Annotated in this window: 22 protein-coding genes; 13 read left to right on the top strand and 9 right to left on the bottom strand. The window is 30.6% G+C overall.

The genetic code is table 11. The annotated features are described in order from the left end of the window. Positions 1 to 34: 34 nt before the first annotated feature. Both topA and SJY27_RS14565 read right to left on the bottom strand, forming a co-directional pair. Positions 35 to 2518 (bottom strand): type I DNA topoisomerase, encoded by a 2484-nt coding sequence (gene topA / locus SJY27_RS14570; RefSeq protein WP_397445604.1) that lies wholly within the window; start codon positions 2516 to 2518, stop codon positions 35 to 37. A gap of 139 nt (positions 2519 to 2657) precedes the next feature. Beyond that, the gene (locus tag SJY27_RS14565; protein WP_397445603.1) at positions 2658 to 3446 is read right to left on the bottom strand and encodes a hypothetical protein; all 789 of its coding nucleotides are present in this window, start codon (positions 3444 to 3446) and stop codon (positions 2658 to 2660) included. Positions 3447 to 3584: 138 nt separating this feature from the next. Here SJY27_RS14565 and miaB point away from each other — a divergent pair, with 138 nt between their 5' ends. The 9 genes from miaB to groL all read left to right on the top strand — a co-directional run bounded on the left by miaB (position 3585) and on the right by groL (position 11160). Beyond that, a complete protein-coding gene (miaB, locus tag SJY27_RS14560; protein WP_397445602.1) occupies positions 3585 to 5039 on the top strand; it encodes a tRNA (N6-isopentenyl adenosine(37)-C2)-methylthiotransferase MiaB in 1455 nt (484 codons plus the stop codon). A 192-nt stretch (positions 5040 to 5231) separates the two neighbouring features. Continuing rightward, a complete protein-coding gene (locus tag SJY27_RS14555) occupies positions 5232 to 6455 on the top strand; it encodes a sigma 54-interacting transcriptional regulator (protein WP_397445601.1) in 1224 nt (407 codons plus the stop codon). A gap of 28 nt (positions 6456 to 6483) precedes the next feature. Then, entirely contained in the window at positions 6484 to 6981 is a 498-nt protein-coding gene (locus tag SJY27_RS14550) for an LptE family protein (protein WP_397445600.1), read from the top strand. A gap of 1 nt (position 6982) precedes the next feature. Next, entirely contained in the window at positions 6983 to 7480 is a 498-nt protein-coding gene (locus SJY27_RS14545) for an LptE family protein (protein WP_397445599.1), read from the top strand. Between the two features lie 53 nt (positions 7481 to 7533). Beyond that, entirely contained in the window at positions 7534 to 8292 is a 759-nt protein-coding gene (locus SJY27_RS14540) for a tetratricopeptide repeat protein (RefSeq protein WP_397445598.1), read from the top strand. After that, positions 8292 to 8624, top strand: coding sequence for a preprotein translocase subunit SecG (gene secG / locus SJY27_RS14535; protein WP_397445597.1), 333 nt, complete (start codon positions 8292 to 8294; stop codon positions 8622 to 8624). The genes SJY27_RS14540 and secG overlap by 1 nt, the downstream gene beginning before the upstream one ends. A 177-nt stretch (positions 8625 to 8801) precedes the next feature. Continuing rightward, a complete protein-coding gene (gene groES / locus SJY27_RS14530; RefSeq protein WP_397447932.1) occupies positions 8802 to 9077 on the top strand; it encodes a co-chaperone GroES in 276 nt (91 codons plus the stop codon). A 38-nt stretch (positions 9078 to 9115) separates the two neighbouring features. Then, positions 9116 to 9466, top strand: a complete 351-nt coding sequence (locus SJY27_RS14525) for a four helix bundle protein (protein ID WP_397445596.1) — start codon at positions 9116 to 9118, stop codon at positions 9464 to 9466. Between the two features lie 56 nt (positions 9467 to 9522). Beyond that, complete coding sequence (gene groL / locus SJY27_RS14520) at positions 9523 to 11160, top strand: chaperonin GroEL (RefSeq protein ID WP_397445595.1); 1638 nt, start codon at positions 9523 to 9525, stop codon at positions 11158 to 11160. Between the two features lie 173 nt (positions 11161 to 11333). On the opposite strand, the gene SJY27_RS14515 is transcribed toward groL, so the two are convergent. Next, positions 11334 to 11741, bottom strand: coding sequence for a heavy-metal-associated domain-containing protein (locus SJY27_RS14515; protein ID WP_397445594.1), 408 nt, complete (start codon positions 11739 to 11741; stop codon positions 11334 to 11336). 52 nt (positions 11742 to 11793) lie between these two features. Next, positions 11794 to 14430 carry a valine--tRNA ligase gene (locus tag SJY27_RS14510; protein WP_397445593.1) on the bottom strand — a complete coding sequence of 879 codons (2637 nt, stop codon included), beginning with the start codon at positions 14428 to 14430 and terminating at the stop codon, positions 11794 to 11796. Positions 14431 to 14541: 111 nt separating this feature from the next. On the opposite strand from SJY27_RS14510, the gene SJY27_RS14505 reads away from it, so the two are divergent. Then, positions 14542 to 14901 (top strand): DUF1573 domain-containing protein, encoded by a 360-nt coding sequence (locus tag SJY27_RS14505; protein WP_397445591.1) that lies wholly within the window; start codon positions 14542 to 14544, stop codon positions 14899 to 14901. 7 nt (positions 14902 to 14908) lie between these two features. Then, entirely contained in the window at positions 14909 to 15313 is a 405-nt protein-coding gene (locus tag SJY27_RS14500) for a DUF1573 domain-containing protein (protein WP_397445589.1), read from the top strand. Here the strand turns inward: SJY27_RS14500 and SJY27_RS14495 are convergent. Then, positions 15310 to 16647: an aspartyl protease family protein gene (locus SJY27_RS14495; RefSeq protein WP_397445588.1), complete on the bottom strand. Its 1338-nt coding sequence runs from the start codon at positions 16645 to 16647 to the stop codon at positions 15310 to 15312. The two genes, SJY27_RS14500 and SJY27_RS14495, sit on opposite strands and share 4 nt — an antisense overlap. A 154-nt stretch (positions 16648 to 16801) precedes the next feature. On the opposite strand from SJY27_RS14495, the gene SJY27_RS14490 reads away from it, so the two are divergent. Both SJY27_RS14490 and murB read left to right on the top strand, forming a co-directional pair. Continuing rightward, positions 16802 to 17992, top strand: coding sequence for a pyridoxal phosphate-dependent aminotransferase (locus SJY27_RS14490; RefSeq protein ID WP_397445587.1), 1191 nt, complete (start codon positions 16802 to 16804; stop codon positions 17990 to 17992). Positions 17993 to 18035: 43 nt separating this feature from the next. Then, complete coding sequence (gene murB / locus SJY27_RS14485; RefSeq protein WP_397445586.1) at positions 18036 to 19046, top strand: UDP-N-acetylmuramate dehydrogenase; 1011 nt, start codon at positions 18036 to 18038, stop codon at positions 19044 to 19046. A 90-nt stretch (positions 19047 to 19136) separates the two neighbouring features. Here murB and SJY27_RS14480 read toward each other — a convergent pair whose 3' ends face one another. The 4 genes from SJY27_RS14480 to SJY27_RS14465 all read right to left on the bottom strand — a co-directional run bounded on the left by SJY27_RS14480 (position 19137) and on the right by SJY27_RS14465 (position 22080). Next, positions 19137 to 19313 (bottom strand): hypothetical protein, encoded by a 177-nt coding sequence (locus SJY27_RS14480; RefSeq protein WP_397447931.1) that lies wholly within the window; start codon positions 19311 to 19313, stop codon positions 19137 to 19139. A 119-nt stretch (positions 19314 to 19432) separates the two neighbouring features. Further along, positions 19433 to 20857: a CotH kinase family protein gene (locus SJY27_RS14475; RefSeq protein WP_397445585.1), complete on the bottom strand. Its 1425-nt coding sequence runs from the start codon at positions 20855 to 20857 to the stop codon at positions 19433 to 19435. A 409-nt stretch (positions 20858 to 21266) separates the two neighbouring features. Continuing rightward, the gene (locus tag SJY27_RS14470; RefSeq protein WP_397445584.1) at positions 21267 to 21755 is read right to left on the bottom strand and encodes a hypothetical protein; all 489 of its coding nucleotides are present in this window, start codon (positions 21753 to 21755) and stop codon (positions 21267 to 21269) included. 7 nt (positions 21756 to 21762) lie between these two features. Further along, entirely contained in the window at positions 21763 to 22080 is a 318-nt protein-coding gene (locus tag SJY27_RS14465; protein ID WP_397445583.1) for a hypothetical protein, read from the bottom strand. Positions 22081 to 22082: the final 2 nt, after the last annotated feature.

Here is a 22082-nt window from a genome sequence, read left to right as displayed (position 1 = left end):
ATTTTTACTTGTAAACGCAATATACCAAAAATCTTTATTTCTTTTTAGTAGTTTTTCTTTTTCTTATTTTTTTCTTTGGAGTTTTAGCCTCAATCATTTTAATAGCCTCTTCTTTAGATAGCTTTTCAATTTTGGTTGTTTTTGGTAATTCTACTTTAATTTTACCTTTGATTACATTGAACCTTCCCCATCTTGCTTTTTCAACCTTAATCTCAACATCTTCCCAATTATGGATTACCTTATCAATTTCTTTTTGTTTCTTTTCTTCAATTAAAGTAACAATATCATCATCAGAAAGATTATCAAAATCGTACTTTTTATTTACGTTGATAAACATTCCATTCCATTTTAAAAATGGTCCAAAACGCCCAACCCCTTTTTGAACAGGTAATTCTTCATGATGATAAATAGGAGCGTCTGCTTTCTTTTTTGCTTCAATCAGTTCTTCTGCTCTTGGTAAATCTACCTCCATTGGGTTTTCTCCTTTATCTAGAGAAACATACATTTTACCAAATTTTACATAAGGGCCAAAACGCCCATTAGACACAATAACCTCTTCGCCTTCATAAGTACCTAAAGTTTTAGGAAGCAAGAATAACTCTAACGCTTCTTCCATTGTTATGGTTCCTAAGTTTTGATCTTTATTTAAACTGGCAAACTGCTTTTCTTCATCTTCTGGAGCCCCTATTTGTGCAATTGGTCCAAATTTACCCAAACGTACTAAAACTGTTTTTCCACTCTGTGGATGTTTTCCTAATATGCGTTCGCCACTTTCTCTTTCTGCATTTTCTTTAACATCCTCTACATTATCGTGGAATTTAGTGTAGAATTCTTTAATCATTTCTGTCCAGTTTTCATCACCTTCAGAAATATCATCAAAAGAGTTTTCAACTTTTGCAGTAAAACCAAAATCTAAAATATTAGAAAAATTAGCGACTAAAAAATCGTTTACAATATTCCCAATATCAGTAGGTACTAATTTATTTTTATTTGCCCCTGTTTTTTCGGTTAACGATTTACTTTTAACAGAACCATCAACTAAAATTAACTGTTCGTAATTTCTTTCTTTCCCTTCATCTTGTCCTTTTTCAATATACCCTCTTCTTTGAACTGTAGAAATTGTTGGTGCATATGTAGAAGGACGACCAATACCTAGCTCTTCTAATTGCTTTACCAAAGATGCTTCAGTAAACCTGTAAGGAGGACTTGTAAAACGTTGTGTTGCATTGATAAAAGCGTAAGATAACGCCTCATTTACTTTTAAATTCGGCAACATTCCTGCTTGCTCCTCTTCTTCATTATCAGTACCTTCTAAATACACTTTTAAGAAACCATCAAACTTTATCATTTCTCCATTTGCTGTAAAGATTTTATCGTTATTAGAGTTTTCAATCTTTACGTTGGTTCTTTCCAATTGTGCATCACTCATTTGCGATGCTAAGGTTCTTTTCCAAATTAAATCGTACAATCTATTTTGATCATATTCTGTTGCAATGGAATGCATTTTCATGTTTGTTGGTCTGATGGCCTCATGAGCTTCTTGAGCTCCTTTTGCTTTCGATTTAAAAACACGTTGTTTACTATATTCTTTTCCGTAGTAATTTGTAATTTCTTCTTCTGCCTCATTTCTAGCATCTACAGATAAATTTACACTATCTGTTCTCATATAAGTAATTAAACCAGCTTCATACAAACGTTGTGCAACCTGCATGGTTCTACCCACTGCAAAGCCTAATTTACGAGAGGCTTCTTGTTGTAATGTTGATGTAGTAAATGGTGCTGCTGGCGATTTTTTTGCTGGCTTTTTTGTTAAATCAGCAATTGAAAAATCTGCATTTGCACAAGAGTTTAAAAATGCTTCTGCAGATTTTTTTGAATTAAAATTCTTAGGAATAGTAGCTTTAAACTTTTTTCCTTCTTGATTTAAAAATTCTGCGATTACTTTATAATGTGTTTGTGCTTTAAATTCTAGAATACTTCTTTCTCTTTCTACAATTAATCGCACTGCAACAGATTGCACCCTTCCTGCAGACAAACCGCCTTTTACTTTACGCCATAAAACTGGCGACAATTCGTAACCAACCAGACGATCTAAAACCCTACGTGCTTGTTGCGCATTTACCATATTATAGTCTATATCTCTAGGATTTTCGACTGCTTTTAAAATGGCCTTTTTGGTAATTTCATGAAAAACAATACGTTTTGTATTTTCATCTTTTAACTCTAATTGCTCTTTTAAGTGCCAAGCAATGGCTTCTCCTTCACGATCCTCATCACTAGCTAACCAAACAACTTCTGCTTTTTTTGCTAGGGTTTTTAATTTTTTAACTACAGGTTTTTTATCTGTAGAAACAATATATTTAGGACTAAAATCTCCTTCTACATCTATACCCAGTTCTTTGGATGGTAAGTCTGCAATATGCCCATAACTCGATTCTACTTGAAATTCTTTTCCAAGAAATTTTTCGATGGTTTTTGCTTTTGCAGGTGACTCAACTATAACTAAATTCTTTGCCATTTATCTCTTTTTGTCGCTAAAACGCTTTAAAAACGTACTATTTTATGTTGCAAAAGTAGTCAGTTTTTTTTATTTGTGATGTTTTACATCTTAATTTAATATTAAAAACTACCAAAACAGAAGCTTTTTATTGGTTTAATTATTCATTTAACATAGGATTCCCTATTTCATTAATTTCATTGGTTTCTTCAAAACCGATTACCTCTTTATAAATGATATATATAGGTAGATATGAAAAAGGAATCAAGAAGAAATACCCTAAACCACAGGTAATTGTTCCTATTATGGTAACAATAATACCGATAACTAACAGCAACCCAAATGTAATTAACCACTTTTTTGTTCCAAGTTTAAAACTCAACTCAAAAATAGCACCAACCGAGAGTTCCGGATTAAAGGTAAAAAACACGATAAAAAAAGAAACTGGCACCATCGTATAAATCAGTGGCACATAACACAGTAAAGCAGATAATGCTACTATAATCATACTTACTACCATCAAAACTAATAATTTAAGTATGTATTTTTTTTTGATGAAATAAAAAAAATCAGATGTATTTACTAAATGATTAAAATCTAATCGATTTACAATTCTGTAAAAACCAGCAATTAACGCAGCCGAAAGTGCTATTAAAACTATGAATAAAAAAAGTATTCCAACTATATAGACAAATGAAAAGCCAGTAAAAAAATCCGTCATAAAATCCGAACTATAATCACCAGATTCTGCTCTTGCAAATGATGCAACTATCAATGGCACATATACTAGTATAATTATTGGCAACATGATTATCACATTAAAAATAAAAAGCAACAAGCCTTGTACCCAAACTTTTTTGTAAAGCTCAATAATTAAATTGAACATTGTGCCAAAATCTAAATTTTTTGCTGAATTAATTCTTTCTTTATAGAAACTGATACTATTCATAGTAATTCTTATGTTTTTGGTAAAATTAGAAACATTTATTAATTTAAGTTAAAAACCGAAACTATTTTTTCTGCCAATTTGTCATAAAAATGTATTTTTGGTTGTATCTTTGCCCACCCTTTAATGATAAATTGAAAGATGGAACACGTAGAAAAAATCATTGACGAAAAAAGACAAGGCAAAGCGCTTGTTACCGAAAATAAAAAAGAGAACACGAAAAAATTATTCATTGAAAGCTATGGTTGCCAAATGAATATGAACGATAGTGAAATTGTTGCTGCTATTTTAGACAAACAAGGCTACAATACCACTCAAATCTTAGAAGAAGCCGATTTGGTTTTGGTAAATACGTGTTCTATTCGAGAAAAAGCTGAAACCACAGTCAGAAAAAGATTACAGAAATACAACGCTGTAAAGCAGGTTAACAAAAAAATGAAAGTGGGCGTTTTAGGCTGTATGGCTGAACGTTTAAAAGAAAAATTTTTAGAAGAAGAAAAAATAGTTGATTTAGTTGTTGGCCCAGATGCTTACAAAGATTTACCAAATTTATTAGAAGAGGTAAATGAAGGTAGAGATGCCGTAAATGTTATTTTATCTAAAGAAGAAACCTATGGAGATATTTCTCCTGTACGTTTAAATTCTAATGGAGTTTCTGCTTTTGTATCAATTACAAGAGGTTGTGATAATATGTGTACTTTCTGCGTAGTTCCTTTTACTCGTGGACGAGAAAGAAGTAGAGATCCGAAAAGTATTTTAGAAGAAATTCAACAAATGGTGGATAAAAACTACAAAGAAATTACACTTCTAGGACAAAATGTAGATAGCTTTTTATGGTATGGAGGTGGCTTGAAAAAAGATTTTAAGAAAGCAACTGAAATGGCTCAAGCAACTGCTGTAGATTTTTCGCAATTGTTAGACATGTGTGCTACAAAATTTCCTAAAACGCGTTTTCGTTTTTCAACGTCAAATCCTCAAGATATGAGTTTAGACGTTATTCACACTATGGCAAAACACAAAAACATTTGCAAATACATTCATTTACCAGTACAAAGTGGAAGTAATGCCATGTTAAAAGCAATGAACAGGCAACATACACGTGAAGAATATATGGAGTTGGTTGATAATATTTACAAGATAATTCCAGAAATGGCTTTATCTCAAGATATGATTGTTGGTTTTTGTGGTGAAACAGAACAAGATCACAAAGACACCTTAGATTTAATGGAGTATGTAAAATACGACTTCGGATTTATGTTTGCATACTCAGAAAGACCTGGTACTTTGGCCGGTAAAAAAATGGATGATGATGTGCCTGCAGCTATTAAAAAACGACGTTTAACTGAGGTTATTAATCTGCAACAAGAACACGCTTTATATAGAACACAGCAGCATTTAGGCAAAGTGGAAGAGGTTTTAATTGAAGGAACTTCTAAAAAAGATCCAAATCAGTGGAAAGGAAGAAACACCCAAAACACGGTAATTGTTTTTCCTAAAGAACATTACAAATTGGGCGATTTTGTAAATGTAAAAGTAGAGGATTGTACTTCTGCTACTTTGATTGGAACTGCTGTTGGGTATTCTGATAACAATTAAAAAACCTCTCCTAACCCCCCAAAAAGAGAGGAACTCCAATCTTTGTGGAAAATTGGGGTTGATTTAAGTTGGAGTTTTAAAATTAAGAAAAGTATAACATAAAGGAATCAAAAAAAAACGTTCTGAATTCCTTCCCTCTGGGAAGGCTAGAATTGGTAAATTTTTCTCCTTTGGGGAAATTAAAAGGGGCATATGGAAAACTTACAAGCATTAAAACAACGTTTTGGAATTATCGGAAACGATATCCATCTTAACAGAGCTTTAGAAAAAGCAGTTAGAGTTGCGCCTACTGATATTTCTGTTTTAGTAACAGGAGAAAGTGGTGTTGGTAAAGAAAGTATTCCTAAAATTATACATTCATTATCACACAGAAAACACGCTAAATACATTGCTGTAAACTGTGGCGCAATTCCTGAAGGAACCATTGACAGTGAATTATTTGGTCACGAAAAAGGGGCTTTTACGGGTGCTACACAAGATAGAAAAGGATATTTTGAAGTAGCTGATGGTGGTACTATTTTTTTAGACGAAGTTGGTGAGTTACCTTTAACCACACAAGTACGTTTGCTGCGTGTTTTAGAAAATGGCGAATTCATCAAAGTAGGTTCATCCAAAGTATTAAAAACAAATGTTAGAATTGTAGCTGCAACCAATGTAAATATGCGTTCTGCTATTGAAAAAGAAAAATTTAGGGAAGATTTATATTACAGATTAAGTACGGTTGAAATTAATTTACCGGCTTTAAGAGAGCGTAACCAAGATATACATTTGTTATTTCGAAAATTCGCTTCAGACTTTGCACAGAAATACAGAATGCCTTCCATCAGGTTAGATGAAAATGCAGTAAGCACATTACTTAATTACCAGTTTCCAGGAAATATTCGTCAATTAAAAAATTTGGCAGAACAAATCTCAGTAATTGAAGAAGAAAGAATAATTTCTGCATCAAAATTAAAACAATATTTACCTGATAATAACGGAAATTTACCTGCTATTGTTGGTGGTAAAAAAGACAATGATTTTTCTACTGAAAGAGACATTATGTATAAAATCTTGTTTGATATGCGTAATGATATCAACGATTTAAAAAAATTGACCCTTGATTTAATGAAAAATGGAAATGTTGAAGAAGTACAAGAAGAAAACCATAGACTTTTAGAAAAAATCTATAACAACAAAGATTTAGAAGACTTAGATATTGAAGTTTTAAACATTCCTCAAAAAACTTCTGATGAGCAAGAATATGATTTCATTGAAACTATTGAAGAAGACGAATCGTTATCTTTACAAGACAAAGAAATAGAGATGATTAAAAAATCTTTAGAAAAAAATAACAACAAACGCAAGTTAGCTGCTAAAGAATTGGGGATTTCTGAACGAACTTTATATCGAAAAATTAAACAATACGATTTGTAATTGTCTGCAAACAAATTGATAAGAAAAAATGAAAAAAAAACTTTTTGCCTTAATATTATTAATTTTAATAGGATGCAAATCATACACATTCCAAAATTTTGATATAGGAAACGCTAAAACCATACAAATAGATTTTTTTAGAAACGAAGCACCTTTAGTAGAACCACAATTAAGTCAAAAATTCACAGAGAGTCTTCAGAATTTATTTCTAAAACAAACCAAATTACAATTAACTAACTCTAATGGAGATTTGTATTTTAGCGGTGAAATTACAGACTATAGAATTAAACCAGTAAGTGGGGTATCAAATCAAACTGCAGCACAAAATAGGTTAATAATTTCGGTTAATGTTAGATTTAGAAATAAATACAACAGTAATAAAAATTTTGAAAAAGTATTTTCTTTTTATTCAGATTTCGATGCGAACGCTCAACTTTCTGGAGACCTTCAAAATAATTTGATAAACCAAATCAATAAAAGAATTACACAAGATATTTTAAACCTATCAATTGCAAATGATTTTTAAAATGAAAAAAATAATTTTATCCTTAATTATAATATCAACCTTAATTGGCTGTGGAGCTTACTCTTTTACAGGTGGTAATACAGGTGATGCCAAAACGATCCAAATTGATTTCTTCCCAAATAATGCGCCTTTGGTTGAACCCGTTTTAACACAACGTTTTACGAATGATTTACAAGATTTATTTACACGTCAAACAAATTTAACGCTCACCAATTCTAATGGAGATTTACATTTTAGTGGAGAAATTACAGGCTACAGAGTAACACCAATGAGTGGAACATCAGATCAAACTGCAGCTCAAAATAGATTAACAGTTACCGTAAATGTTCGTTTCACTAATAAACTAGAAGAAAAAGATGATTTTGAAAAAAACTTTTCTTTTTATTCTGATTATGCTGCAGATGCCCAGTTAACTGGTGGTGTACTTGAAAGCGCTTTAGATGAAATTGTAGAACGTTTAACGCAAGATATTTTTAATGCATCAGTTGCAAAGTGGTAATAAACATACCAATTTATGCAAAAAAAGCAAAAAACCTGTTAAAACTATAACCATTGAAAATAGAGCGATTTAACAATATAATAACAGATCAAACTCAAATTACGCAACTAGATACTGCAGCGTTAAAAACCGTTATTGAAGAATACCCCTATTTTCAGTCGGCAAGAGCGTTATATTTAAAAGGATTAAAAAATCAAGATAGCTTTAAATACAATAACGAGTTAAAAATAACTGCTGCGTACACTACTGATAGAACAGTTTTATTTGATTTTATTACCTCTAAAGAATTTGAAACTTCAAAAAAAGAGATTCATAAACAAATTAGCAATAAAATTTCTGAAGAGAAACCAACAAAAACGCCTGTAGAAAATAAAGCAATAAAACCAGAAGAAACTGCTAAACCTATTAAAAGTACTGAAGAACAATTGGCTATTGGTAAACCTATTCCGTTTATAAAATCAGAAAATTATTCTTTTAATCAATGGTTACAATTATCTGCAAAAAATCCGATAGTTAGAAAACAAGCGATAGAAAAACCCGTTTCTAAAAAAGAAAAAATTATTGAAAAATTCATCAAAACAAACCCTAAAATAGAACCACTTTCCAAAGACAAATCTATATCTATTTCTGTAGCAAAAAACAAACAAGATGCTGCTTTAATGACAGAAACATTGGCTAAAGTATATCTTGAACAAAAAAAGTATGAAAACGCTATTCAAGCATATAGAATTTTAATTTTGAAATATCCAGAAAAAAGTGGTTTCTTTGCAGACCAAATTAAAAGAATACAAATTTTACAAAAACATAAATAATGAGTTATACAGCATTTCTAATCTTAATTTTAATTGTAGCAGTTGCTTTAATTTTAATAGTAATGGTTCAAAACCCAAAAGGTGGAGGATTATCTTCTTCTTTTGGTGGTGGAGGCGCACAATCTTTAGGAGGTGTACAAAACACAAATAACTTTTTAGATAGAACCACTTGGACGTTAGCTATTGCTATGTTTGCCTTAATTTTACTAGCAAATTTTGCTATTCCAAGAGAAGGAGCAAACAATGTAAATTTAGACAATACATTAGATGGCATTGAAACTACAATTCCTGCTGAAAATAATGCACCAGCAACAAACGATAGTATCAACTAAGTTTTAGTTTAAACATATTAAAAATGCCAACGAAAATGACACGTTGGCATTTTTTTTTGCTTAAAATTTCAGTAAAAAATCAATCAACGAAAAATTGTCAGTTTTAAAATAATGGCACAATTTCTGACCATTTATGTGAGTAAAATTAATTTTAATAAATCAAAAATTTATAAAACAATGGGATTAAACATTAAACCTTTAGCAGACAGAGTTCTTGTAGAACCTGCTCCAGCAGAAACAAAAACAGCTTCTGGATTAATCATACCAGATAATGCAAAAGAAAAACCTCAAAAAGGAACTGTTGTAGCAGTAGGTAATGGTAAAAAAGATGAGCCTTTAACTGTAAAAGTTGGTGATACTGTTTTATATGGTAAATATGGTGGAACAGACTTAAAATTAGAAGGCGTTGATTATTTAATGATGCGTGAATCTGATATTTTGGCAATTATTTAATGGCTTTAGGCTATATGCCTTAAGCTTTAAGCAAAGCAATGAGAGATTTTAAAAAATACGATATTTGGAAATTAAGTCATTTATTAACTTTAAAAATTTATGACGTTACCAAAACTTATCCAAAAGATGAGGTTTATGGAATAATTTCTCAAATTAGAAGAGCATCTTCTTCTATTCCAACTAATATAAGTGAAGGTTGTGGAAGAGATAGTGATGCAGAATTCAATCGTTTTTTAACAATTGCAATAGGTTCAGCATCAGAAGTTGAATACTTAATTATTCTCTCTAAAGATTTAAATTATATTGATAAAAATTCATTTATCATTTTAAATGAAGAAATAAATATAATAAAAAGAAAAATTTATTCATTAAAACAAAAATTAAAATAATTAGCTTTTGGTTTTTTGCATATCGCCAAAAGCCAAAAGCATAAAGCATAATACAAATGGCAAAAGATATTAAATTTGATATTGAAGCAAGAGATGGTTTAAAACGCGGAGTTGATGCGTTAGCAAATGCAGTAAAAGTAACATTAGGCCCTAAAGGAAGAAATGTAATTATTTCTAAATCTTTTGGAGCACCAACAGTAACTAAAGATGGTGTTTCTGTAGCAAAAGAAGTTGAGTTAGAAAACGAGCTAGAAAATATGGGCGCTCAAATGGTAAAAGAAGTAGCTTCTAAAACTAACGATTTGGCTGGTGATGGAACAACAACTGCAACTGTTTTAGCACAAGCAATTGTAAAAGAAGGCTTAAAAAATGTGGCTGCAGGTGCAAATCCTATGGATTTAAAACGTGGCATTGATAAAGCAGTTACTGCAATTGTTTCAGATTTAGAAAAACAAGCTCAAGAAGTAGGTAATTCTTCAGAAAAAATAAAACAAGTTGCTGCAATTTCTGCAAATAATGATGATGTTATTGGCGATTTAATTGCAACTGCTTTTACCAAAGTAGGTAAAGAAGGTGTTATTACTGTTGAAGAAGCTAAGGGAATGGATACTTATGTTGATGTTGTAGAAGGTATGCAATTTGACAGAGGTTATTTATCACCTTATTTTGTTACTGATGCAGATAAAATGATTGCGGATTTAGAAAATCCTTATGTATTATTATTCGATAAAAAGATTTCTAACTTACAAGAAATCCTTCCAATTTTAGAGCCAGTTTCTCAATCAGGTAGACCATTATTAATTATTGCTGAAGATGTAGATGGACAAGCTTTAGCTACTTTAGTAGTTAATAAATTACGTGGCGGATTAAAAATTGCTGCTGTAAAAGCCCCAGGCTTTGGAGACAGAAGAAAAGCAATGTTAGAAGATATTGCAATTTTAACTGGTGGTACTGTAATTTCTGAAGAAAGAGGATTCTCTTTAGAAAACGCTACTTTAGATTTATTAGGCACTGCAGAGAGTATTACCATTGATAAAGACAATACTACTATTGTAAATGGCTCTGGTGATGCTGATGCAATTAAAGCGAGAGTTTCTCAAATTAAAGCACAAATAGAAACCACAACTTCAGATTACGATAAAGAAAAATTACAAGAACGTTTGGCTAAATTAGCTGGTGGTGTTGCAGTTTTATATGTGGGTGCTGCTTCTGAAGTAGAAATGAAAGAAAAGAAAGACAGAGTTGATGATGCTTTACACGCTACAAGAGCTGCAGTTGAAGAAGGTATTGTTGCTGGTGGTGGTGTTGCCTTAGTTCGTTCTAAAAAAGTATTAGAACAATTGGCAACAGAAAACTTAGACGAAACTACAGGTGTGCAAATTGTAAATAAAGCTATTGAAGCTCCATTAAGAACAATTGTAGAAAATGCAGGTGGTGAAGGTTCTGTAGTAATTAATAAAGTTTTAGAAGGTAAAAAAGACTTTGGTTACGATGCAAAATCTGATGCATATGTAGATATGTTAGAAGCTGGTATCATCGATCCTAAAAAAGTAACTCGTGTTGCTTTAGAAAATGCAGCGTCTGTTGCTGGTATGATTTTAACTACAGAATGTGCTTTAGTAGATATTAAAGAAGATGCTCCTGCTGGTGGTGGAATGCCTCCAATGGGTGGTGGAATGCCAGGAATGATGTAATTGGCGATTTGACAGAGCAAATTATTTTACATTTTTGAAAAAATGATAATGCTCTTAAACTTGTGATTTCGATCTTTTAGAGAAATCTCAAAAACATAAAAAAATCCGTTAGAAATTTCTAACGGATTTTATTTTTATAAACAAATATTGCTGTATTGCTATAACCTAGAAAATTAGTTTTTCTTCACTTTTTTAAGTTCTCCTTCGTGATCTAAAACAATTTTCTCATCTCTATATTTACAACAAGGGTGTACAGAATTATACGCCTCATCTGTTGCGCTAATTTTATTTTCATTAACGTCAAAGACGTCATGACCTACTTTTAAAATATTTTGCTGAACCGTTGACATTTCAGTTTTGTGTTCATCAAATATTAAGTTTAATTGATGTGTCTTTGGACTCCAAAGTGCAAATTTTACCCCTTTTGTTTTTAAAGCAGCAGTTTCTATTCGCTTTTTACACATTCCGCAAATACCATCAACTTTAAAAGAAATTTTTGCATTTTTATTCTTTTTTATCTCTTGAGATTGCACGTTAAATACGATAAAAAATAAACTTAGTATGAATATATATTTTTTCATGTTTTATTATTTTAAATTAATGATAAGAATAAACATATTTAAAACCTAAATTTTACTGTAAACTAGCTAAACTAGATTTTATGGTTTCAATTTTAGCTAATGTATCACTTTCTTTTTTACGTTCTAGCTCAATCACTTTTTCTGGTGCATTAGATACAAAACGTTCGTTTGATAATTTCTTTTGAATTCCGAATAAAAAACCTTCAGCTCTTTTTAACTCGGCATTTAATTTTTTTGTTTCGGCTTCTACATCAATATTATCAGCAGAAATTGGCACAAAATATTCGTTAGATTTCACTCTAAAAGAAGCCCCATCTACTTTATCTGCAACATAATTTATTGAAGCTGCATTTGTTAATTTTTGAATAACAACATCAAATTCTTTGGTGTTTTTTTCATGATCAACTACAAATAATTCGATAGCATCTTTAAAAGAAATATTTTTTTCTTTTCTGATGGTTCTAATACCTGACACAACACCTGTAGCGAATTCAAAATCAGCAATTATTGTAGTATCAAAATCTTTAATTAGCGGATATTTTGAAATAATTAGTGCTTCTTCTGGAGTTCTTTCTGATATGAATTGCCAAATTTCTTCGGTTAAAAATGGCATAAATGGATGCAATACTTTTAAATTATTTTCTAAAACTTCAATAATTGCATCAAACGTTGTTCTATCAATAGGTTGTTGATATGATGGTTTTACAATTTCTAATAACCAAGACGAAAAATCGTCCATAATTAACTTATAGATTGCCATTAAAGCATCACTTAAACGATATTTAGAAAAGTGATCTTCAATCTCTGCTAAAGTTTTTTGAAACTTTGCTTCATACCAAGCCAAACCAATTTTAGCGGTTTCTGGTTGTTTTAAATTTTCATCAATTTCCCAACCTTTTATCAAACGAAAAGCATTCCAAATTTTATTAGCAAATGCTTTACCTTGCTGACATAAATCTTCATCAAATAGAATGTCATTTCCTGCTGGTGCACTTAGTAATAATCCTACTCTTACCCCATCTGCACCAAATTCTTCTATCAATTTTAAAGCATCAGGAGAATTCCCTAAAGATTTAGACATTTTACGTCTTTGTTTATCTCTAACCAAACCTGTTAAATACACATTTTCAAAAGGTTTGGCATCTTTATATTCATAACCAGCAACAATCATTCTTGCTACCCAAAAGAATAAAATATCTGGCCCTGTAACTAAATCGTTTGTAGGATAATAATAGTTAATTTCTTCGTTTTCTGGATTACGAATTCCGTCAAAAACAGACATTGGCCATAACCAAGAAGAGAACCAAGTATCTAGTGCGTCAGTATCCTGACGCAAGTTGTTAGTTTTTAGTTGTTGGTTTTTAGTCTTCTCTTTCGCAAGCTCAAGAGCTTTCTCAATATTCTCTGCAACAACAAAATCTTCTTTTCCATCACCATAAAAATAAGCGGGAATTTGTTGTCCCCACCACAATTGACGAGAAATGTTCCAATCACGAACATTCTCCATCCAATGACGATAGGTATTTTCAAACTTTTTAGGCACTAAATTAATTTCAGCAGCATCACCTAAAACAGCATCAATAGCAGGTTTTGCTAAATCTGTCATTTTTAAAAACCATTGATCTGATAATCTTGGTTCTATAACAGCTTTGGTTCTTTCTGATGTACCAACTTTATTGGTGTGTACTTCTGTTTTTACTAAAATTCCTTTTTCTTCAAGTTCTTTAGCAATTTCCTTACGAACTACAAAACGATCTTTTCCTTCATAATGCAATCCAAAAGAGTTTAGAGATGCATCATCATTAAAAATATCTATAACTTCAAGATTATGCTTATCACCTAAATTTTTATCATTTTCATCATGAGCAGGAGTTACTTTTAAACAACCTGTCCCAAATTCTAAATCTACATATTCATCTTCTATAATAGGAATAACTCTGTTACACAGAGGCACAATTGCTTTTTTCCATTTTAAATGCGTAAAACGTTCATCATTTGGGTTGATACAAATTGCAGTATCACCAAAAATAGTTTCTGGACGTGTTGTAGCAATCGTTAAAGTATCATTAGAACCTTCAATCTTGTACTCTAAATAATATAAATTTCCTTGTCTTTCTTCGTGAATTACTTCTTCATCAGAAAGTGTAGTTTTAGCTTCTGGATCCCAATTTACCATTCTGTAACCTCTGTAAATTAAACCTTTGTTGTACAAATCAACAAAAACTTTAATTACAGATTCAGACATTTCTGGATCCATGGTAAAAGCGGTTCTTTCCCAATCGCAAGAAGCGCCTAACTTTTTTAATTGCTCAAGAATAATTCCTCCATATTCGTCTTTCCAATCAAAAGCGTGTTGTAAAAACTCTTCACGCGTTAAATCGCTTTTAGAAATTCCTTGCTCCTTTAACTTGGCAACCACTTTTGCTTCTGTAGCAATTGATGCATGATCTGTACCTGGAACCCAACATGCATTTTTACCTAACAAACGTGCTCGTCTAATTAACACATCTTGAATGGTGTTATTTAGCATATGCCCCATGTGTAAAACTCCTGTTACATTTGGTGGAGGAATTACAATGGTATAAGGTTCTCTTTCATCTGGTGTTGAATGAAAATAGTTGTTTTTCATCCAGTAGTCATACCACTTGTCTTCTACCTTACTTGCATCATATTTAGATGGAATTGCCATACTTTGGAATAGTTTTTGAAATATAGTTGGCAAAAATACAATTCTCTTTTTTGTAGAGAAAATTAGTGATTGATTATTTTATGTTTTTAAAAATTGTAAATTTGTAATATTATGAAACAGATTGTATTAGTTTTTAGTTTGTTATTTTCCATTGTAATTTCTGCCCAAGAATTTGAGTTTAAAAAAGAGATTATCAATTATGGAAAAATTAAAAAAGGTGCTGATGGAAAACGCATTTTTGAATTCACCAATATTGGTGATGCTCCTTTAATTATAAAAGATATTAAAACATCTTGCGATTGTGCTGTACCTAAAAAACCAGAAAAACCAATTATGCCAAATGCAAAAGCAACAATTACAGTAGAGTATGACACTTCTAAAACAGGTGGTTTTTCTAAAGAAATTATTATTTTTTCGAATGCTAAAAAATCAGTAAAAAAAATTAAAATAAAAGGTTACATCAGTAAATAAAAAATTTATGAAAACATTTTTTACATTATTATGCATAGGATTCTTTAGTTTATCTATCAATGCACAAGAGTTTAAATTTGAAGAAGAAGTAATTGACTATGGTAAAATTCATAAAGGTGCTAACGGAGAAAGAACTTTTGTGTTTACCAATATTGGAGACCAACCTTTGGTCATAAAAAATGTAAGATCTTCTTGTGGTTGTACAATTCCTAAAAAACCAGTAAACCCTATTTTACCAGGTAAAAAAGGAGAGATTAAAGTTTCTTATGACACAAAAAGAGTTGGTGGTTTTTCTAAAAGCATTACAATATTCTCTAATGCAAAAAACCCTAGAAAAGTAATTAAAATTAAAGGTTTTGTAAATAAGGGTATATCTTTAGAAAAAGAGAAAAGTTTGCTATCTGATAGTTAAACTTTTTTTTCTAAACGAAACTCAAATTCCATTTCAACTCCTGCTCTTTCAATAAGCATTTTAATTTTTTTTCCATCTTTTTCTCGCAGTTTTATTAAAATATCACCTAAAGTAAATTCGTGAACGGATTTATTATTTATCCTTAAAATAACATCTTCTTTTTGTAAGCCTGCTTTATAAGCTGGTGAATTTTCTAAAACACCTTTAATTTTATAAGATGTTTTAAATTTATAAGAATAACTAGTTATAAAACTAATGGAGTTATTTGTACTTACCTGTTGATTATAAGCATCTGTAATTTTTTTAACATCTTTTTCTTTTACCAATTGTTTACCATTATACACAATATCTAAACCACTCATATTGTAATTAAATCCACTTTTTAAAGAACCATTTTTCTTTAAAACAAATTGTTGATTCGGATAATTAAACCACACAATAAAACGTTTTAAAATACCAGCACCAATACTACCATTTCGTTTTTTAAATGCTCTAGCATTACTCGTAGAACTGGAATCTAAAAAAGAAGCTGTAGGAGATTCAATTTCAAAAGACTTTAATTTAACCTTTGGAATCCTACTCCTATTTCCATAAATGGCACCACTAAGACCCTCTCCTAAAACATCTCTAAAAAAACGTTTAGGAGTTTTAATCTGATTTTTAGTACCCTCAAAAAACCAGAGTGCATCACTACCACCAGAATCTATTAAAAGTTTTACTTTAGTCAATGCATTGCCTAAAGTATCTAATTGTACTTGTGCATCAATAAAAGGTTTTTTGCGGTAAAATTGGATTGGAAAAGTTTCGCATTTTCTACATTTTTTAGGTTGATATGTTTTTCGGTTAAAAAAATCTATTTTCTTACTCTTATAATTAATTTTAACTATAAAATTTCTTAACAAACTATACCCTAAAATACCATGTATTGTAATTCCCATTTTAGCAGACAAATCAAAATTATCTTTTAAAACAACATAAATGGTTTCATTTGCACTAGTAATATTTTTTAGAGAAATCGTATTATTTTTTGATAGTAAAGCTTCTACTGGCTCACTTTTTCCCAAACCTTGTAAAGCAACTTTTTCTACATCATTTAAACCTATACTATCGTTTTTAGTAATATTAAATAATATGGTTTTACTTACACCTGAGTCTAAAATAAAAGACAATTTCTTTCCATTAATTTCTAACGGTATTACCACCAAATTATTAATCAACCGAAACGAAACACGTTGCTTTCGCATTGATGCGTTCTTAAAATGATAGCCTTTTTGAGCGTACACATGCATCAAAAAAAACTGGCCTATAAAAAAAAGTAAAACTGTTTTCTTCAAAAAAAAAAATTTACACACAAAACTCAAGATACTAATTAACTTTTGCTTTGGTGTGGTTTTAGGATATTTTTAACCTTTTAAAGAAATCTAAATTAGGCAGCAGATATAAAATATATTTCGCAAATTTGCATTCAAATTTAAGTAATAAATTATTATGCCTTCAATTTCACAAAAAGGGATTCAAATGCCAGAATCGCCTATAAGAAAATTAGTTCCTTATGCTGAAAATGCTAAAAAAAGAGGAGTAAAAGTATTTCATTTAAATATTGGTCAACCTGATATTAAAACACCTCAAGTTGCATTAGATGCCGTAAAAAACAATAGTATTGAAACATTGTCTTATGCTCGTTCTGAAGGATCTGAAGTGTATAGAACTAAACTTGCAAATTACTATACCAATCATAACATTAATGTAACTGCCAACAATATTGTTGCAACCACAGGTGGTTCTGAAGCCTTATTATTTACAATTGGAAGTATTACTGATCCTGGAGATGAAATAATAATTCCTGAACCATTTTATGCCAATTATAATGGATTTTCTACTGCATCTGGAGTTACAGTTGTACCAGTAATTTCTAAAATTGAAGATAATTTTGCGTTGCCAAAAATTGAAGATTTTGAGAAATTAATCACCAAAAATACCAAGGCAATACTAATCTGTAATCCAGGAAACCCAACAGGATATCTTTACTCTAAAGAAGAAATTGAAAAACTAAAACAAATTGTTTTAAAACACGATTTATTTTTAATTGCAGACGAAGTGTATAGAGAGTTTGCTTATGATGGTTTGCAACATACATCAGTTTTATCTTTAGATGGCTTAGCGCAAAACGCAATTGTAATAGACTCTGTTTCTAAACGCTACAGTATGTGTGGTGCAAGAATTGGCTGTATTGTATCTAAAAACCAAGAATTTATAAAAACAGCAATAAAATTTGCACAAGCACGATTAAGTCCGCCAACGTATGCATTAATTGCAAGTGAAGCAGCTTTAGAAACACCTCAAAGTTATTTTGATGATGTAAAAGCAGAATATGTAGATAGACGAAATACCTTAGTAACTGAACTTGAAAAAATTGAAGGTGTAAAAGTAGCCAAACCAAAAGGCGCCTTTTACTGCGTAGCTGAACTACCAGTTGCTGATACAGATGATTTTGCAAAATGGCTTTTAGAGGACTTTGATTTTAATAACGAAACTGTTATGGTTGCTCCTGCAAGTGGTTTTTACTCTACAAAAGGCGAAGGTAAAAACCAAATAAGAATGGCGTATGTTCTGAATAAAAGTGATTTGATACGTTCTGTTGCTATTTTAAAGGAAGCTTTGAAAAAATATTCAAACTAAAAACAAAAAACCTATAAGACTTTATTATTCTTATAGTATACAAATGAACATTCAGCATAACATATCACTAAAAAAATACAATACGTTTGGTATAGATGTTATTGCAAAAAGATTTATTTCTATTGATGCTGTTTATAAACTGCAACAACTTTTAAAAATAGAAAAAGATGTTTTTTTGATTTCTGGCGGAAGCAATATGTTGCTTACTAAAGATATAGAACAACTTGTTGTGCATATTGATATAAAAGGAATATCAATAGACAAAGAAGATGAAAATTTTGTATATCTTACTGTAAATGCAGGCGAAAACTGGCATAATTTTGTATTGTGGTGTGTAGATAACAATTATGGAGGAATAGAAAACTTATCGTTAATACCTGGTAATGTAGGTACTTGCCCAATACAAAATATTGGCGCTTATGGTGTAGAAGTAAAAGATACAATTACCAAAGTTGAAGCCTTAGAAATAGCAACTCAAAAACTAAATACTTTTTCTAACCAAGATTGTAATTTTGGCTATCGAAATTCTATTTTTAAAAATGACGCTAAAGGCAAATATATTATTACTTCTGTTGGTTTTAGGTTGACAAAAAAACACCATAATTTAAACACTTCTTATGGTGCAATTGCAACTGAATTAGCATCAAAAAAAATAGAAAAACCCACTTTAAAAAATATTTCTGATGCTGTAATTGCCATTAGAAAATCTAAATTACCAGACCCAAAAGTTATTGGTAATAGTGGTAGTTTTTTTAAAAATCCTGTTGTTTCAAAAGATTTTTTCTTGACACTTCAAAAAAAATATCCTAATATACCTAGTTACACTGTATCAGATTCAGAAATAAAAGTACCTGCTGGCTGGTTGATAGAAAGAGCTGGTTTTAAAGGCAATCGTTTTGGCGATTTTGGTGTGCATGAAAAACAGGCTTTGGTTTTGGTAAATTATGGTAATGCATCTGGGAAAGAAATTTACGAATTAGCACAAAAAATTCAGCAAAATATTTTAGAACTATTTGAAATTTCTTTAGAGATTGAAGTGAATATTATTCATTAAAAAAGCCTATCAAATTAATGATAGGCCATCACATCATAATATCCCCCAATACTACTTTGTTTTTTTAAACTAAAAAGCTTTTAAATACTACTAATTATTTGGCTTTGGTCTTTTCGGTTTTGGTGCTTTTGCTAGTTCTTCTTTAGATAAAAAACCATCTTCGTTAGTATCTATTTTTTTGAAATCTTTTTTTAGCGGGCCTTTTACTTCTTTTAACGATAGTTTTCCGTCTTCATTGGTATCTAAATCTTTGAGTAATTGTTTAATAGTTGGTGGTGCTTTTCTTCTTTGATTTTCATCATTATTTTCTTGAGCTGTTAACGATTATAGCGATAATATTAAAATACCGATGGTTAAAATTGATGTTTTCATTTTTATGTTTTTATTTATTGTAAGTAACTATTTGCAGCAGCTACTCTGCTTGTTGCGTGAGATTTAAGCTGATTTATTGCTGAATAAAATTGTGAACTAGAATACAAAAATGTGTATCCTGATATTTCTGATGTTGCATAAGGTTCTATTAATGCTTGGTATTTGTTGTATAAAGCATTCATTGTTGTAGTGTTAAAAACGTTATTTACGGTTTCTTGCACATAAGTATCGTATTTAGCTTTATAAACCTCATCTTGATACATATACCCTATAATTGGCCATTGAGAGGTACTTAAATCAGAAAAATTTAAAGCTAGAGCACCTTCTCTTTTTCCTTCTTGAAGCGCTTCATTGTTATCCCAAGGAATCCAAACTAGTTTATTAGATTCAGGATTATTATACAACAAATAATTATGTGTCATTCTACCATAAGTATCCCAATTTTGAATTACAGTATTTACCGCTAAATATTTTAAAAAAACATCTGTATCAAATACAGTTTCTAAATTGGCTCTCCAAGTTATAGCATCCGTAGTTCTTGAAGCATCATTAATAGTATTAAGTAAACTTTGTACATCAGAGTAATCGGCCTCGTTTTCATTTGTTTTCTTTTCATATTCACTTTCATCATAAGTACCAACAGCAAAGCTGGCTGCATCTCCATCTGGTTTGTATAAATTACCACTACCATCATTAAATTGATTATCAATAACTGTATCATCTACCTCTTCAACTAAAGTATACAAACCAAAATAAGCTGGCCCATTTCCATGATCTACATAAACCGTATAAAAAGCAGTATGAGAAACTGCTAAACCAGCATTTGCAAAGATGTCTGCAGCTACTTTTTCACGTACAAAAGCTGAATCATCGAAATTATTTTTAAGACTTAACTTTTTAAATCCATAAAAACGTTGATTTTTAATCTGAGGATAATCATCTTCGAACTCATCAAAATCCAATTTAAATGATAATTTTAAGTTTCCATTACTCCATGTAGATTGTAAACTAGAGTTTCCTTTAAATCGCACACCTACTCTATACCATTCTTTGCCATTATAAAAAACTTCAGCTGGAACAAAAATTGGATTATCGTCACTAGTCTGTAAACCTCCTCTACTTCCACTTCCAAAGGCTCCATAATTTGCTGTCATATCGTCTAACATGCTTTGCCAAAGCTCTGAAGTAATTACAAGGTCTAATCGTTTTACTTCATCATCTGGAAAAATTTCTTCAAAATCTGGTGTACCCTCTTTACTATGTGTGGCTTCTGCCCAATCTGTGGTTTCAAAATCTGTATCAGTTAAATATTCTGATGTGATTTCACTTATTGTACTTGTTTCTGAATCTGTAACATCTTCAGTACAACCAGCTGAAAAGAAAAGTGATATTACTATAAAATAAATCGGTGTCAATGGTTTTAAGTTTTGTTTTAACATTACTTTATATTTTTGATTGCTGTTTATTTAGATGCTATCTTTTGTAAAAACTTGTGTTGTTAACGTACTTTTAACAAAAACAATGAACTTAATTTTACAGCACTAATAATCAAAAACTTAAAAACTGCTTTTGATAAAACGATTATTGTTGACTTAAAGAAGTAAAAAACTGTAGAAAATACGCATGAAAAAGTCTAACTCTATTTTACTTTTTATTGAGTATAATTAGAGTGTTTAAAGGTCAAATCGTCAGAATACTTAAAAGAAGTGCAGATAATTTCGGCATCTTTTTTTAGAAAACTAGGGCTTTATTACAAATATTTCTGCATCTCTAATAACTGTTAACCATTGGTTATGGTACAGTATATTTTTTGATAAGTGGAAGGAATTCAATTTTAAAAGGATATGTTTACCTTGGTGGTGGTGGCATTTCTCCATCTCTTGGAGGTCGATTAGCTTGTCTTTCTAAAGGTGCAGATTTTCCTCTTGTTAATGCTTTTCTAATAATTTTGGTAAATTTTTTTTGCTGTTCTTTGTCACAGATTTCTTTTACTGAATTAAAAAACCGGTAAACTTCAATATCTTTTTGCGCCTCAAGTTGACCAGTAATATTAGCAAGAGAATCAATATTTATATTTTTATCATCAAAAGCATTAAACAGAATATTTTTTTGTGTGATGATTTGACGATCTATTTCTATCATTTTATGCTTATGAATTTCATCTAGCTCAATAAATTTTTGCTGTTGTATATCAGAAAATTGCAATTGTTCTGTTAAAAATTTTCTTGGCGCTTTTAAATCTCTATTTTGATGTGGTTTTGTAATCAACATAAAAATTAAGACAACATTTAATAAAACAAGCACTATTAAAATAGCAGGAAGTAATTTTGATTTCATCTGTGAGTTAATTTAATATAGAGGTTGTATCGGATTGTAATGCGTATTCTTGTGCCCAGGTTTCTAAACTACTATTAGATTGCGAATCGCCACTTGAATAAGCATAAAAAAGTGCACTTACATTTAGCAATAGAATTGCACTTAAAGTAGCCAATTGTAATTGAGGCGTAAACCAACGAAAAACAGAAGGTGTTACCTCATTTTGATTTTCTAATTGCTGTAATACTTTGTGTTTAAAAAAGTGGTTTACTTTTACATCTTCTATATGCTCTAATACTTTAAAAGTATCTTCAACTGTTTTATTAATTTGTTCTTGTGATTTCATCT

It is taken from the genome of Polaribacter sp. R77954 (genome assembly GCF_044595335.1).
In the GTDB taxonomy this organism is placed as follows: Bacteria; Bacteroidota; Bacteroidia; order Flavobacteriales; family Flavobacteriaceae; genus Polaribacter.
Note: the sequence above shows the minus strand (reverse complement) of the source record. Positions and strands in the feature narration are given on the sequence as shown.

Coding starts and splice junctions, on each gene's coding strand:
- topA (WP_397445604.1), bottom strand. CDS start 2,518: ATGGCAAAGAATTTAGTTATAGTTGAGTCACCTGCAAAAGCAAAAACC.
- SJY27_RS14565 (WP_397445603.1), bottom strand. CDS start 3,446: ATGAATAGTATCAGTTTCTATAAAGAAAGAATTAATTCAGCAAAAAAT.
- miaB (WP_397445602.1), top strand. CDS start 3,585: ATGGAACACGTAGAAAAAATCATTGACGAAAAAAGACAAGGCAAAGCG.
- SJY27_RS14555 (WP_397445601.1), top strand. CDS start 5,232: ATGGAAAACTTACAAGCATTAAAACAACGTTTTGGAATTATCGGAAAC.
- SJY27_RS14550 (WP_397445600.1), top strand. CDS start 6,484: ATGAAAAAAAAACTTTTTGCCTTAATATTATTAATTTTAATAGGATGC.
- SJY27_RS14545 (WP_397445599.1), top strand. CDS start 6,983: ATGAAAAAAATAATTTTATCCTTAATTATAATATCAACCTTAATTGGC.
- secG (WP_397445597.1), top strand. CDS start 8,292: ATGAGTTATACAGCATTTCTAATCTTAATTTTAATTGTAGCAGTTGCT.
- groES (WP_397447932.1), top strand. CDS start 8,802: ATGGGATTAAACATTAAACCTTTAGCAGACAGAGTTCTTGTAGAACCT.
- SJY27_RS14525 (WP_397445596.1), top strand. CDS start 9,116: ATGAGAGATTTTAAAAAATACGATATTTGGAAATTAAGTCATTTATTA.
- groL (WP_397445595.1), top strand. CDS start 9,523: ATGGCAAAAGATATTAAATTTGATATTGAAGCAAGAGATGGTTTAAAA.
- SJY27_RS14515 (WP_397445594.1), bottom strand. CDS start 11,741: ATGAAAAAATATATATTCATACTAAGTTTATTTTTTATCGTATTTAAC.
- SJY27_RS14510 (WP_397445593.1), bottom strand. CDS start 14,430: ATGGCAATTCCATCTAAATATGATGCAAGTAAGGTAGAAGACAAGTGG.
- SJY27_RS14505 (WP_397445591.1), top strand. CDS start 14,542: ATGAAACAGATTGTATTAGTTTTTAGTTTGTTATTTTCCATTGTAATT.
- SJY27_RS14500 (WP_397445589.1), top strand. CDS start 14,909: ATGAAAACATTTTTTACATTATTATGCATAGGATTCTTTAGTTTATCT.
- SJY27_RS14490 (WP_397445587.1), top strand. CDS start 16,802: ATGCCTTCAATTTCACAAAAAGGGATTCAAATGCCAGAATCGCCTATA.
- murB (WP_397445586.1), top strand. CDS start 18,036: ATGAACATTCAGCATAACATATCACTAAAAAAATACAATACGTTTGGT.
- SJY27_RS14475 (WP_397445585.1), bottom strand. CDS start 20,857: ATGTTAAAACAAAACTTAAAACCATTGACACCGATTTATTTTATAGTA.
- SJY27_RS14470 (WP_397445584.1), bottom strand. CDS start 21,755: ATGAAATCAAAATTACTTCCTGCTATTTTAATAGTGCTTGTTTTATTA.
- SJY27_RS14465 (WP_397445583.1), bottom strand. CDS start 22,080: ATGAAATCACAAGAACAAATTAATAAAACAGTTGAAGATACTTTTAAA.